This is a genomic window from Actinomadura harenae (assembly GCF_003696215.1).
Taxonomy (GTDB): domain Bacteria; phylum Actinomycetota; class Actinomycetes; order Streptosporangiales; family Streptosporangiaceae; genus Spirillospora; species Spirillospora harenae.
The window spans coordinates 33,078-46,951 of record NZ_RFFG01000037.1; the positions used below are offsets into that span (position 1 = coordinate 33,078).

The window sequence follows — 13,874 nt, forward strand, 5'->3', positions numbered from 1 at the left end:
CGTCACAACAATGCCCTGTACTCCCTGATGTTTCAGGCCCGGGGCCGTCGGCGCCCACGCGCATCCGAGCCGCTCCGGGCGGGCGTGAGCGGGCCTCGGCGGGCGTAAGGGCGGGTGGGAAGCGGACGCGGGCATAAGCGGACCGTTAAGCTCCTGCGACGTGCGAGTACTCGTCCTTGGATCGGGGGGCCGCGAGCACGCGCTCGCCCGCGCCCTGCATCGCGACCCTTCCGTGACCGCCCTGCACTGCGCCCCCGGCAACCCCGGGACGGCGGAGATCGCGGCCAACCACGCGATCGACATGCTCAACCCGACCGCCGTGGTCGAGCTGGCGCAGCGCCTGAGCGTCGACCTCGTCGTCGTCGGCCCGGAGGCCCCGCTGGTCGCGGGCGTCGCCGACGCCCTGCGCGAGGCCGGCCTCTCCTGCTTCGGCCCGGACAAGGCCGCGGCCCGGATCGAGGGCTCCAAGGCGTTCGCCAAGGAGATCATGGAGGCGGCCGGGGTCCCGACCGCGCGCGCCCGCGTGTGCGAGACGAGCGGGCAGGTCGAAGCCGCGCTCGCCGAGTTCGGCGCGCCCTACGTGGTCAAGGACGACGGCCTCGCCGCGGGCAAGGGCGTCGTGGTCACCGACGATCTCGGCGAGGCGATGGAGCACGCCGCCGCCTGCGGCCGCGTCGTCATCGAGGAGTACCTGGACGGCCCGGAGGTCTCCCTGTTCGCGCTCTGCGACGGGCAGGACGCGGTCCCGCTCGTCCCGGCGCAGGACTTCAAGCGCGCCTACGACGGCGACGCGGGGCCCAACACGGGCGGCATGGGCGCCTACACCCCGCTCCCCTGGGCGCCGCCCGGCCTGGTGGACGAGGTCATGGACACCGTCGTCCGGCCCACCGTGAACGAGCTGCGCCGCCGCGAGACGCCGTACGTCGGCGTCCTGTACGCGGGCCTGGCGCTGACGTCGCGCGGCGTCCGCGTGATCGAGTTCAACGCGCGGTTCGGCGACCCGGAGACCCAGGTCGTCCTGGACCGGCTGGCCACGCCGCTCGCCGGGCTGCTCCAGGCGTGCGCGCTCGGCGGCCTCCCGGCGGACCAGAAGCTCGCCTGGCACCCCGGCGCGGCCGTCACGGTCGTCGTCGCGGCCGAGAACTACCCGGCGTCCCCGGCGAAGGGCGACGTGATCACCGGCCTGGACGAGGCGAACGCCGTCCCGGACGCCTACGTCCTCCAGGCGGGCACGGCCCTGAACGCGGACGGTCAGCTGGTCTCGGCGGGCGGACGCGTCCTCACCGTCGTCGGCGGCGGGGACGATCTGGACGCCGCGCGCGCGACCGCGTACGAGGCCGTCAGCAAGATCCAGCTCCGCGGCTCGCACCATCGCTCGGACATCGCCCGCGGCATCTGATCGGGTCTCCGCCCCTGACGAGAGGCCGCGCCTGGCCGGGGGCGCCGCGCTGTTCCTGCTCGGCGACGCGTGGTTCCGGCGGATCATGCGCATCGGGCCGTCCCGGATCCGGATCGCGGCGGCGGCCGCCTGCGTGATCGCCGTGCCGCTCGCGCACTGGTCGGCGACGGTCGGACTGGCCGCGCTCACGGGCGTCCTCGCGGCGGCCCAGCTCGCCGAGCACATCGCGCGCACCCGCCGGACGGAGCCCGCCGCGGCGTAGCGGGCCGGGCACGGCCGACCGGCTGGGCGGCGGGTCCGGGCCCGGAGCATCGGCTCCTCCCTGCGAGAATGGCAGGGTGATCGAACGCTACACCCTCCCCGAGATGGGGCGCGTCTGGAGCGACGCGCACAAATACGAGCTCTGGTGCAGGGTCGAGACCCTCGTGGTCGAGGCGCACGCCGAGGCCGGGACGATCCCGGCGGAGGTGGTGGAGCCGATCCGCAAGGCCGCACCGCCGACCCCTGACGCCGTCCACGCGATCGAGGCCGTCACGCAGCACGACGTGATCGCCTTCCTGTCCGCGTGGGCCGACAACACCGAACCGCGCGAGGCCGCCCGCTTCGTCCACTTCGGCATGACCTCGTCCGACCTGCTGGACACCGCGCTCGCGCTCCAGCTCGTCGAGGCCACCGACATCCTGCTCGCCAAGGCCGACACGCTCGTCGAGACCCTGCGCGACCACGCCCTCGCGCACAAGGACACCCTGCGCGTCGGCCGGACGCACGGCATCCACGGCGAACCGGACGTGTGGGGCCACCGCGTCGCCGACTTCGCGTTCGCCGCGGCCCGGTCCCGGGACCGGCTGCGCCGCGCCCGCGAGGCGGTCGGCGTGATGGCCATCTCCGGCGCCGTCGGCACCTACTCCAACATCGACCCGGCCATCGAGCGGTCGGTCGCGGAGAAGCTCGGCCTCCAGCCCGCGGACGTGTCCACGCAGGTCGTCATCCGCGACGGCATCTCCGAGTGGACGTCGTCCCTGGCGATCATGGCGACCGTGCTCGAGGCCGTCGCGCTGGAGGTCCGGCACGGGCAGCGCACCGAGGTCCGCGAGCTGTGGGAGCCGTTCGGCAAGGGCCAGAAGGGCTCCTCGGCCATGCCGCACAAGAAGAACCCGATCATGTCGGAGCGGCTGGCGGGCATGGCGCGGATCGTCCGTGCCCAGATCGTCCCGGTGATGGAGGGCATCCCGCTCTGGCACGAGCGTGACATCTCCCACTCGTCCACCGAGCGGATCGCCCTGCCGGACGCGGCGACCGCGCTCGACTACATGCTGAACCTGACGAACCGGCTCATGTCCGGACTCGTCGTGGACGCCGACCGGATGCGCGAGAACCTCGACTCGACCGGCGGCCTCATCTACACCTCGACCGTCCTGCTGGAGCTGGTCGAGGCGGGCATGTCGCGCGACGACGAGGCGTACCCGCTCGTCCAGAAGGCGGCCATGGAGACGTGGCAGACCGGCGTCCCGTTCCGCGAGACGCTGCGGACGCAGGCCGCCGAGGCCGGGCTCACGCTGGACGAGGCGCGCCTGGACGAGGTGTGCCGTCCCGAGCGGTTCGTGGCGCGCCTGGCCCCGATGTTCGAGCACCTCGAGGCTCTGAAGTAGCGAAGCCCTGAAGTAGCGAGATCGAGGAACCGTCCATGGACGCCGTGCTGGCCGAACTGAACGTCCACCCGTTGAAGAGCGGTGGCGGGACGGCCCTGACGAGCGCGGAGCTGACCCCCACCGGGCTGCTCCACGACCGTGAGTTCATGCTGGTCACCCCGGAGGGGCGGCACCTGTCCCAGCGGGAGCACGCGCACATGGCGCTGCTGCGGCCGTCGTTCGACGGCGCGACGCTCCGCGTGTCCGCGCCGGGGGTCGAGCCGCTGGAGCACGCGGCGTCCGCGGACGGGCCCGTCGTGGACGTGACCGTCCACGGCAGGCCCTGCCAGGGCGTGGACCAAGGCGACGCGGCCGCCGCCTGGTTCACCCGGTTCCTGGCGGCCTCGGCCCCGGAACGCCGCGGGCCGTTCGCCGGATGCCGCCTGGTGCGTTTCACCGGGCGGCGTCCGACGAGTCGCGGCGGCGGGGAGGTCGCGTACGCCGACGGCTACCCGCTGCTGGTCCTCTCGGCCGAGTCGCTCGCCGACCTCAACACCCGGCTGGACGCGCCGCTCCCGATGAACCGGTTCCGTCCCACGCTGGTGCTCGACGGGCTCGGCCCGTACGGCGAGGACGGCGTCCGGCTGCTGCGCGTCGGCGAGACGGTCGTGGAGATGGTCAAGCCGTGCACCCGGTGCGTGATCACCACGACCGACCAGCGGACGGCCGTCCGGTCCCGTGAGCCGCTGCGGACCCTCGCGACCTACCGCAACCTGGACGGCGGCATCCAGTTCGGGCAGCTCGCCGTCCCGCGCCGCCTCGGCACCGTCCGCGTCGGCGACCCTGTCGAGGTCCTCGACCGCGCCTGACCGCTCAGGCGCTCGAACGGCGTCCGGCGGGCGGCGGTCGGCGTCCGGCGGTCGGCGTCCGGCAGCGGGTCAGCCGACGGTCTGGTCGGTGGGGTTGCCGTACTGGTCGCGGATCACGGTCTGGACGACCTCGACGACCAGGTCCTCCAGGCCGGGGACGGCCCGGACGCCCGCCTCGGGACGGAGCGTCTCGATCAGGGCCCGCAGCGCGGACGCGGGGATGCCGAGCGCGACGTTCCCCTCGTCGAGCTCCTGGACCAGCAGGCCGTCGCCGTCCGCCGGGACGAGCACGACCATCGTGTCGTCGCCCTGAAGCAGCAGGTCACGGTCATGGGCGAGGCGTCCGGGGAGGGTGTCGGCGACGCCCGCGGCCTGGAGCGCCCCGATCGTCAGCCGGATCTTGTCCCCGTCCTTGGACCAGCCGATCTCGGGCACGAACAGCGCTCCGCTGCTCGATCCGTCCGCCTCGATCCCGGCGCGGACGGCCTCGGCGACCTCCGGGTCCTCCAGCAGCGAGGGCCGGGTGATGTCGGAGACCAGCAGCGGCAGCCGGGAGGCGAAAAGCTCGGTGAGGGCCTGCGAGTTCCACTTCCGGGACGCCTCGTACTCGTCCGCCGTCAGGCCCACGACCTGGAGGAACAGGACGCGGCCGTTGGGGGTCGCGATCTCCGGGAGCTCCGGGTCCTCGGCGAAGATCAGCGCGCTGAGCGTGCAGTCGTCGCGGTCGGCGGCGATCGGGCCGTTGGCGTTCATGTGGTGCCCGGGCGCGAACCAGTTGCCGGACGAGTAGACGTACCGGGCGAGGTTCTGCAGCAGGTTGACCGGCCAGACCGGCGGCTCGTCCTCGCCGCCGACGCGGGCCAGGCGGAACGTGAACTCGAAGCCCCAGCCCGACTCGTCCGGGTTGTCGGAGTGCTTCTCGTACAGCTCGGACATGCCGTACGAGACGTAGTGCCAGTGCCCGTCGCGCGGATAGGCGCTCACGCCGTCCAGGGGGTCCGGGCCGCCCAGCCGGTGGGGGACGACCGTCCCCCAGTGCCGCGGCTCGACGCTCCCGTACAGCGGATGCAGGGCCTCGTCGATGGCGGTCCAGCCATGGCTCTCGTCCATGGATGATCACTTTACGCAGATCCGCGCGAACCTTGCCGGTAGATCCGGGGTCTAAAGGATCAGCCGTCGGCGGCGGGCGGCGAGGCGGACGCGACACACCCGCCTCGGTGGTTTACTGGGGCTGCGTCCACGAGGGGGCACGACCTCCCCCAGACCTCGTGTCCCGCTCGCCCGGAACGGCGACCGGACGGGACGGGCCGACCCGCTCCCGCGTCCGGCAGGCACCGAAACCCGCAGTTAGGAGTCAGACGGCATGAGCATGGGCCACGAGGTCCGCTACCGCGTGCGCGGCGGTCGGCGGTTGCAGGGCACCGTCTTCGTCCAGGGCGCGAAGAACGCCGTCCTGCCGATGATCGGCGCCTCGCTGATGGCCGGCGAGGGCCGCACGGTGCTGCGCAACGTCCCGATCATCGAGGACGTGCGCCGCGCCGTCGAGCTGGCCCGGGCCATCGGCGCCAAGGCCGAGCTGCACGAGGCCGAGCGGACGCTGGTGATCGACGCGTCCTCGCTCGACAACCCGGTGCTCCCGGCCGACATCGCGTCCCGGTTCCGCGGCTCGTTCCTGTTCGTCCCGGCGCTACTCCACCGGCTCGGCGAGGCGGTGATCGAGGGCGTCGGCGGATGCAACCTCGGCAGCCGCAACCTCGACTTCCACTACAACGGCTTCAAGCGCATGGGCGCGACCGTCACCGAGCAGGTCGACGACAACGGCGACGGCGTCATCCACATCAAGGCCGGCGACATGCGCGGCGCCACGCTGTACTGCGACACCCCGTCGCACACCGGCACCGAGAACCTGATCATGGCCGCGGCGCTGGCCCGGGGCACCACGCTGATCAAGAACGCGGCGCTGGAGCCGGAGGTGCTCGACAACATCGAGTTCCTGCGCGCCATGGGCGCCAAGATCACCGGTGACGGCACCGGCTTCATCACCGTCGAGGGCGTCGAGGGCCTGACCGCGGTCGAGCACACCGTCATGCCGGACCGCATCGACGCCGGCGTCTTCGTCATGGCCGCCGCGATCACCGGCGGCGAGCTGTCGCTGGTCGGCGCGAACCTCGAGCACCTCGGCGTCGCCGCCGACAAGCTGGAGCAGATGGGCGTCGAGTTCCACCAGGAGGGCGCGGTCCTCCAGGTCCGGCGCGACCGGACGCTGCGTCCGATCAACGTCATCACCGACGAGTACCCCGGCTTCGCCACCGACCTCCAGTCGCCGATCATGGCGCTGTCCTGCCTGGCGGACGGCCCGTCCTACATCTACGAGCGCATCTTCGACGGCCGCTTCAAGCTGGCCGGGGAGCTCGCGAAGATGGGCGCGAACATCGAGGTCGACGGCAACCGCGCCAAGGTGAACGGCGTGACCCCGCTGCGCGGCGCCGAGGTCGAGGCGCACGACCTGCGCTGCGGCTCCGCGCTCGTCCTCGCGGGCCTGGCCGCCGAGGGCGAGACCACGATCACCTCGGCGTACTACCTCGACCGCGGCCACGCGCACACCGCCGGCCGCCTGTCGCAGCTGGGCGCCGACATCGTCCGCGAGACCGTCTGACCTTCCCCTCCCGTCACACCGGGCCCGCAAGGGCCTTCGGGCCGCGTCGCACTCTCCGCGACGCGGCCTTTCGCGTTTCCGGGGGCGCGCGGCGGGTCGGCCGGCGCCCGCGGGACGCTCCGCCGGGTGACGAGGTCACGCTTTGTGGGGGACGGGCGCCGGGGCGCGCCCTGACTCGATCCTCTGACAGCGGCGTCCACTTTCGGCCGCGCTGAAGAAAATTGACGATCAGCGTCCTGGCCGGGGCTCCTGGACCGCCTCCGACGACTTTCCAGCGGTCGGGACGCCGAGTCGAGCGGATTTCGGCTCGGAGGTAAACCAAACGGACGCCGCAGGGGTCTCCTCAGTACGCGAGACCGCCTGGGAAGGGCCCTTGCGGGCTTTTCGGGTCTTGTTTTTCTACTTCGGACATCCGAAGATGCAGGATCAAGACTGGCCGTATGGTGACAAGTTACTGACCAGGGGGTCGCGTAGGTTACTTTTTCGCCGCACTCTTGATTCGATTTCGCGTCTGGGCGTCACGCAGCGTCGCCCTGACCCGATCTGCCCACTGAGGAACGAATCGCACGGGAACTGCGGTGCTGGGTCAGAAGGCAGGGGCGACAAGCCATGAGTCAACCGTTGGGCGGAGCGTGCGCGAACGCATGGCCGGGACAGGGCCCCCGTCGAAAGCATGGACGGGAAGCGAGCGGCCGATGACGGCCGCGCGGACAGGGTCGGTGGCACCCGACCTCACTATCGGTGTCGTGGGACCGCATGACCTGGTCGAACGGGTCATGCTGATGGGCCATGGCCCCACGCCGGTGCCGAGCCGGCTGGTGGCGGCGGCCTACCGGGACGAACAGGAAGCGGCCGACAAGGTCGTCCGGCTGGGGTCTGGGGTGGACGTGTGTCTGTTCGCCAGTCCGGTGCCGTACGACTTCGCCCGCAAGGCGGGCGTGCTCACCATGCCGGCCACGTACGTCCCGCTGAACGGCGCGGCGCTTCAGGGGGCGCTCCTGCGCGCCTCACTGGACGAACGCTTCGACCCCGCGCGCGTGAGCATCGACGTGCTCGGGCGCGCGGAGGTCGAGGAGGCGTACGCGGAGATCAACCTGGCCACGGACCAGGTGCACCTGCGGGAGGAGGCCGCCGGTCCGGGGACCCTGGCCGCCTTCCACGAACGGCTGTGGCGGCGAGGGGCGACGACGGTCGCGATGACCTGCGTCCACGCCACCGCCGAGCGGCTGGAACTGGCCGGGGTGCCGACGATCCGGGTGCGTCCGACCGGCGCGGCGATCCGCAGCTCGCTGCAGACCGCGGCCCTGCTCGGCGCGCACCACCGGCTGGAGGAGTCGCAGCTCGTGGTCGTCCTGGTGGACGTCCCGACGCTGCGGGAGACGCCGCGCCGGGTCACGCCGCGTTACTGGCGGGACGAGCTGAAACTCGCCCTGCACCGCGTGCTCCTCCAGGAGGCGCACCGGATGAACGCGTCGGTGTGGCCGCTGGACGACCACTCCTACCTGGTCATCGCGACGCGGGGCTCGGTCACGGCGTCCACCGAGGGGTTCCGGACGCCGCCGTTCGTCGAGCGGGTGCGCGAGGAGCTGGGGCTGGCGATCGAGGTCGGCATCGGCATGGGACGCACCGCCCACGAGGCGGAGAACCACGCCCGCGCCGCGCTCGCGCGCTCGCAGAGTTCGCAGCGCACCCAGGGGTTCACCCTGGACCGGGACGGCCGGGCGCTCGTGCCCGCGCCGCGCACCCCGCCGCGCGCCCAGCCCCAGGCCAAGCCGAAGGGCCTGGAGATCCTGGCGCGCCTGGCGGACAAGCTCGGCGACCAGGAGCAACCCCTCATCGTGGACGCGGAGAACGCGGGCAGGATGCTGGGCGTCACCCCCCGGACGGCGCGCCGCCTCCTGCGCACGCTGGTCGAGGAGGGCCTCGCCTGGCCCCTGCCCCCGAACCGCACCCCACAGCCGGGACGGCCACGCCAGCTCTACCGCCTCATCGTGGAGAAGCTGGGCCCCAAGGCCGGCACCTGACAACGGGAGAGGCCCGGTCGGCGATGGGCGACCGGGCTTGTCCGTTGGGCGGTTCGGCCGGCGGTCAGTGCACCGTGTAGGCGTGGGTGAGCGTCTCGTCCACGGTGTTGCCGGAGCCGTCGCGGGCGAGGGCGCGAAGCGTGACCGCGCCCTTGGCCGGGTTGTGGACGCGCACGACCCAGTGGTCGCCTTCGCGGGTCACCGGCAGCGTGCGCCAGTGGGCGCCATCGTCGTCGGACGCCTTGACGGTCAGGGAGACCACCGGTCCTGTCGGTGTCGCGCCGGCCTGGTGCTCGACGCGGACCGGGATGGACACGTCACTTCCGGCCGGGCCCTGGTTGAGATCGTTCAGGGACGGCGAGAACCGGACGGCCATCAGCGGCGGCACCGTGGTCGAACCGTTCCCCGCGGAGCCGAACGTCCAGGACGTGCGGACGCCGGTCGTGGCCTGCCAGTCCGGTGCGCCCACCCTGGCCTCGACGTCGAGGCGGTACGCGCCCGCCTCGGCGGGAACCTGGAAGGCGCCCGTGCCCGGCTCGGCGGTCTCACCGACGAGGGCGCCGTTCCGGTAGAGCCGGGTCGCTCCGGCGGAGTCCTCGGAGTCGGCGTAGTTGCCTCCGAAGTGACCGGGCCGGTCGTCGGCGAACGCCGGGACGCGCACATCGATGGTGTCTCCCTTGCGGAAGATCCACGCCAGCCGGCGGGTCCCCTTCATCGGCCCGGGCGCGGGGGTGAGCCAGGGGCCCAGCACGCCCTTGAACATGGTGTCGGTGAACTTCTCCCCCCGCCGGTACTCGCGGTCCACGGTGTACACGTAGGGGGCACCGTCTCCCGCGCCCATGATCACGCGGTTGAAGACGAGACCGGGGGCCGCCGAGACGTACTCGGTGCGGACGCTCGGGATGCGGACGGCTTCCGCGAGACCGCCGAGCGACAGGTCGCCGAGGGCGGCTCCCGGGGCGAGAACCGCCCTTCCGGCGGCTCCCGGACCGCGGTAGGTGACGCGGCCGGTCGCCAGATCCTCGTCTCGGTCCCGGAAGACGGGGTTGTCGGGGATGCCGCCGACCGCCGGGTGGACGATCTTGTAGTTGTACGGGCTGGCCTCGATCCCGTGCGTCGTCACCTGGACCGGAGCGGTCTCGGTCAGGCGTCGCAGCCGTTCGGCCGCGTCCCCCGACGCCACCAGGGTCGGCAGCGCGAGGTCGCCGCTGTAGGAGGGGGCCGTGCCGGTTCCCGCCAGCAGGACCGCTCGTCCCCCCGCCTTCGCGACGTTCTCCACGCGTTCGGGGAGGGGCGTGTCCCCGGCGGACGGGTCGAGGACGACCAGAGCGCCCGCCGCGTCCTTGAGGTCGTCCGGTGTCCCCGCGCCACCGCGCACCGCCTTGAGGCCGAGGACGCCGAGGAGCGAGGGTGAGGGCCGGTCGTCCACGTCCACGGCGTAGGCGACGTCCACGGGGAACGGGGAGTCGCCCTCGACGTCGAGCCGGATGAGCGGCTCCTCGAACTCGCCCTGGATGTCGAAGACGAAGTCGGGGGTCGGGTCGAGGACGTCCGCGTAGAGCTCGTCGCCCTCCGAGAGGAACATCGAGGCGCCGTTGTAGGGGTAGTCCGCGCCGGGCGGGGCTTTGACGGCCGCCCCGGCCACCAGATACCGGGCCCTCGCGGTGGGCCGGGCGACGCTCAGCTCGACCCGGCGGGCGCGGGTTCCGTCGAGCGTCACCGTCTTGTCCTGGTCGAGCCGCACGTCCGGCGCCGAGAGCATGAGGAAGGGCCCCTTCCTCCCGTTCTCGCCGGCCATGACGGTCACGAAGTACCTGCCGGCGGGCAGGCGCTCCTCCTCACCCGAACCGAGGACCCACACCCCGCCCGCGGGGTCGTCACGGCTGGTCACGAAGGCCCTGGCCGCCATGGGCTCGCCGTTCCGGCCGAGGACGTCGATCGTCAGCCCGTGCTCGGTCTCCGCCGCCGCGCGCCGGACCGGCGCGGGGGCCCCTCCGATCCTGAACAGGTTCGGGTCGAGCTTGCGCTGGACGGCGTCCGAGGGCAGGACGACCAGGTCGCGCCCGCGGCCGATCTGCTGGAAGGCGAGGTGATCGCGGCCCGGCCCGGGGTCGATGCCGACGACCGAGCCGTCCTGGACGCGGACCCGGTCGCCGGTGGGCAACTTGACCGTCGTGACGGCGGTGCGGACGCCGGGCGCGACCGCCGCCTTCGGCGTGCTCGGCGCCGGGGTCGGCTTCGGCGCGGCCTGGGCCTGGGGCGCCAGGGGCACGATGAGTCCGGCCGTCAGCAGGACGGCCTGGGAGAGACGCTTCACGGGATCCTCGGTCCTTCGTCGGTCCAGCCGGCGGCCAGGTACAGGAGCGTCGAGGTGAAGGGCGTCGTCTTCGTGACGCCCTCCCTCGTCCGCCCCGTCTTGGAGCCCGCGATCGTCTTCGCCAGCACCTGCGAGGTACCGGTGTCGATGATGAGCTGCGTCGTGACCCGCTGGACGCCGGGCGTGGAGGTGGAGTAGGCGAGCGCCGTGCCGTGGCGGCCTCGGGGGTCGGTCGCCGGGCCGAGCGACCGCACCCCCGGCACGTCGGCCAAGGCCCGGAACGCCGCGGCGCGGACCTTGGGAGGGGCGGGCTGGTCGGTCAGCAGACCGATCAGCACCTCCACAAGGGTGTAAGGCATGTCGTGCTTGGCGACGCTGCGGTCGGCGAGCGCGCGCAGCGCCTTCGGGTCGGTCGGCAGCTTCTGCAGCGCGGACAGAGGCGGATTGGGGCCGAGCACCGTCACCATCAGCGGCACCCCCTTCTTCTCCTTGAACAGTCCGGTGCTCTTCTCGCCGGGCTCCGGCTTGGGGGTGCGGAAAGCGAGCCAGTACTGCCCGTCGAGGGTCATCCATTCGGCGTCCACCGACGCCCCCGGACGGGCGTAGGTGGTCTCCACATGCCAGTACTTGCCGGTGGGACGGGTCTCGGCGTGTTCGGCGGCGGTGAGCAGCACGGTCCGCGCGGAGTCGGCCCGGGGCGGGGCCTCGTGTGCCGGGCCGTTGCGGGACGGGGTGCCGTTGGGCTGGCCGGCGACCAGCGCGACGGCGAGTGTGCCGGCGGTGGCGGCACCGGCGAAGGCCAGTCCCCAGGCGGGCCGGACCGGGCGGCGCTTCGTGGACGGCGTGGCCTTGGCCCTCCCGGCCTCGCCCTCCTTGGCCGAGGCGTCCATGTGTGCGGTCAGTCGTGCGCGCATCCTGCCGACGCCGTCGGGCGCGGGGCCCGGCTGGGCGTCGTGGTGGCGCTCCAGGGGGCGCAGATCATTCATCGTTCACGGCCTCCAGGGCGGCGCGGAGCCTGCGGCGCGCGCGGTTGACGCGCGAGCCGACGGTGCCGGGCGGGACGCCCAGGGCGAGGGCCGCCTCGGCATAGGTGAGGCGGGCGAAGGCGATCAGGGTCAGGGCGGCGCGATCGTCCTTGGAGAGCTTGGCCAGGCCGCGGGCGAGCGCGGGATGCAGCTGCCCGGCGGCCATCCGGTCGATCACCTGGTCGGCGTGGCCGGGCTGGACGTCGTCGGCGCCCGAGCGTTCCAGCGCCCGGTAGAACCGGGTCTCGGCACGGCGGTGCCGCCGGATCAGGTGGGTCGCGATGCCGTAGAGCCAGGGACGGGCCTCGGCGTGCGCGAGGTCGTAGCGGTGCCGCTGGTCGAAGGCCGCCAGGAACGTGTCGGCGGTGACGTCCTCGGCGGCGGACGCGCCGAGCCGGGCGGCGGCGTAGCGGAAGATCCGCTCGTGGTACCGGTCGAAGATCAGCGAGAACGGCTCGGGATCGGCGAGGGACCGTTCGATCAGCGACGCATCGGACGGCTCGGACGCGGAGGTCGCGCCGGACTCGGAGGTCGCGGAGGTCGTGCCGGACGGAGGGGGCGGATGGGTCGCGCCGGCCGGGGCGATCGCGTCACCGGCCGACCGGGCGGGCGGCGGATGGGTCACGTGCATGCTCGGGTGCCTTCCTCTAGGGAAAGATCACCGCTGATTGCCCGTCACTTCCGCTCTTTTCACGCCCGAGAACCCTTATTTGAGTGATCTGTGTCACATAAGGGAGGTGGGGCCGTCCGAGGAGGACGGCCCCGGACGGCTCAGTTGCGGTGGGGGTAGGCGTGGGCGACCGCGAGGAAGGCGTCGTTCTCCTCGGGGGAGCCGATGGAGATCCGGGCGCCCTCACCGGCGAAGGGGCGGACGCTGACACCGGCGGCGTCGCAGGCGCCGGAGAAGTCCATGGTGTGCTCGCCCAGGCGGAGCCAGACGAAGTTGGCCTCGGTGGGCGGGACGGTCCAGCCGTCGGCGAGGAGGGTGTCGCGCACGCGGTGGCGCTCCTTGACGGTCTCGTCCACGCGGGCGAGGAGCTCGTCGGTGGCGGCGAGCGAGGCGACGCCCGCGGCCTGGGCGATGGAGTTCACGGTGAAGGGGAGGTAGGTCTTGCGGATCGCCGTCGCGACGACGGGGTGCGCCACCAGGAAGCCGATGCGGAGGCCGGCCAGTCCGTACGCCTTGGAGAAGGTGCGGAGGATGGCGAGGTTCGGACGGTCCAGCTCGCGGAAGAGGTCCATGCCGTCGGGGACGTCCTCGTCGCGGATGTACTCGCGGTACGCCTCGTCCAGGACGACGAGGACGTGCGGCGGCACACGGTCGAGGAAGCGGATCAGTTCGGCGCGGCGGACGATCGTCCCGGTCGGGTTGTTGGGATTGCAGACGAAGACCAGGCGCGTGCGGTCGGTGATCGCGTCGGCCATCGCGTCGAGGTCGTGCGTCTCGTCCACCAGAGGGACCTGGACGCCGGTCGCGCCGGACAGTCCCACGAGAAGGGGGTAGGCCTCGAACGAACGCCAGGCGTAGACGACCTCGACGCCCGGCTCGGCGACGGCCTCGAGCAGCATCTGCGAGACGCCGACCGAGCCGCAGCCGACGGCGATGTGCTCGGGCGTCATGCCGAAGCGGTCGGCGATCGCCTCGACGAGCGCGGTCGCGTTGTTGTCCGGGTAGCGGTTGACGTTGCGGGCCGCGCGCTCGATCGCCTCCTGGACGGAGGGCAGAGGTCCCTGCGGCGACTCGTTCGACGACAGCTTGAAGGACCGGCCCTCGGGCGAGACCACGACCTTCCCGGGCTTGTAGGCCACGAAATGATCGAGGACGGAGCGAAACTGTGGGGTGGCTTCCTCGGACACCGGGGTCCTCCTTCGGAACGGAGTGCGTGGTGCCCAGCTTATGAACACCCCGGCCCCACCCGAAGGGCGACAATCGCCAAACCCCCACCCAAGATCGGC

Annotated in this window: 11 protein-coding genes; 6 read left to right on the plus strand and 5 right to left on the minus strand. The window is 72.5% G+C overall.

Annotated elements, in window-relative coordinates; translation table 11 throughout:
• The first annotated feature begins 160 nt into the window (after nt 1-160).
• From purD to EBO15_RS21105, 4 genes are all read left to right on the plus strand, one after another.
• Nucleotides 161-1,399 (plus strand): phosphoribosylamine--glycine ligase, encoded by a 1,239-nt coding sequence (gene purD / locus EBO15_RS21095; protein ID WP_122196144.1) that lies wholly within the window; start codon nt 161-163, stop codon nt 1,397-1,399.
• A gap of 85 nt (nt 1,400-1,484) precedes the next feature.
• Nucleotides 1,485-1,661, plus strand: coding sequence for a hypothetical protein (locus tag EBO15_RS44320; RefSeq protein WP_158628311.1), 177 nt, complete (start codon nt 1,485-1,487; stop codon nt 1,659-1,661).
• A gap of 76 nt (nt 1,662-1,737) precedes the next feature.
• The gene (gene purB, locus EBO15_RS21100; RefSeq protein WP_122196145.1) at nt 1,738-3,048 is read left to right on the plus strand and encodes an adenylosuccinate lyase; all 1,311 of its coding nucleotides are present in this window, start codon (nt 1,738-1,740) and stop codon (nt 3,046-3,048) included.
• Between the two features lie 35 nt (nt 3,049-3,083).
• Complete coding sequence (locus EBO15_RS21105) at nt 3,084-3,896, plus strand: MOSC domain-containing protein (protein WP_122196146.1); 813 nt, start codon at nt 3,084-3,086, stop codon at nt 3,894-3,896.
• 69 nt (nt 3,897-3,965) lie between these two features.
• On the opposite strand, the gene EBO15_RS21110 is transcribed toward EBO15_RS21105, so the two are convergent.
• Nucleotides 3,966-5,006: a suppressor of fused domain protein gene (locus tag EBO15_RS21110; protein ID WP_122196147.1), complete on the minus strand. Its 1,041-nt coding sequence runs from the start codon at nt 5,004-5,006 to the stop codon at nt 3,966-3,968.
• A 253-nt stretch (nt 5,007-5,259) separates the two neighbouring features.
• Here EBO15_RS21110 and murA point away from each other — a divergent pair, with 253 nt between their 5' ends.
• Nucleotides 5,260-6,552, plus strand: coding sequence for a UDP-N-acetylglucosamine 1-carboxyvinyltransferase (gene murA, locus EBO15_RS21115; RefSeq protein WP_122196148.1), 1,293 nt, complete (start codon nt 5,260-5,262; stop codon nt 6,550-6,552).
• A gap of 761 nt (nt 6,553-7,313) precedes the next feature.
• On the plus strand, nt 7,314-8,576 hold the full coding sequence (locus EBO15_RS21120; protein WP_158628312.1) for a GTP cyclohydrolase IIa: 1,263 nt from the start codon (nt 7,314-7,316) through the stop codon (nt 8,574-8,576).
• A 64-nt stretch (nt 8,577-8,640) separates the two neighbouring features.
• On the opposite strand, the gene EBO15_RS21125 is transcribed toward EBO15_RS21120, so the two are convergent.
• From EBO15_RS21125 to hisC, 4 genes are all read right to left on the minus strand, one after another.
• Nucleotides 8,641-10,893 carry a hypothetical protein gene (locus EBO15_RS21125; RefSeq protein ID WP_122196150.1) on the minus strand — a complete coding sequence of 751 codons (2,253 nt, stop codon included), beginning with the start codon at nt 10,891-10,893 and terminating at the stop codon, nt 8,641-8,643.
• Nucleotides 10,890-11,879, minus strand: coding sequence for a CU044_5270 family protein (locus EBO15_RS21130; RefSeq protein ID WP_122196151.1), 990 nt, complete (start codon nt 11,877-11,879; stop codon nt 10,890-10,892). The genes EBO15_RS21125 and EBO15_RS21130 overlap by 4 nt, the downstream gene beginning before the upstream one ends.
• Entirely contained in the window at nt 11,872-12,549 is a 678-nt protein-coding gene (locus EBO15_RS21135) for an RNA polymerase sigma factor (RefSeq protein ID WP_122196152.1), read from the minus strand. The genes EBO15_RS21130 and EBO15_RS21135 overlap by 8 nt, the downstream gene beginning before the upstream one ends.
• Nucleotides 12,550-12,689: 140 nt before the next feature.
• The gene (hisC, locus tag EBO15_RS21140) at nt 12,690-13,775 is read right to left on the minus strand and encodes a histidinol-phosphate transaminase (protein WP_122196153.1); all 1,086 of its coding nucleotides are present in this window, start codon (nt 13,773-13,775) and stop codon (nt 12,690-12,692) included.
• Nucleotides 13,776-13,874: the final 99 nt, after the last annotated feature.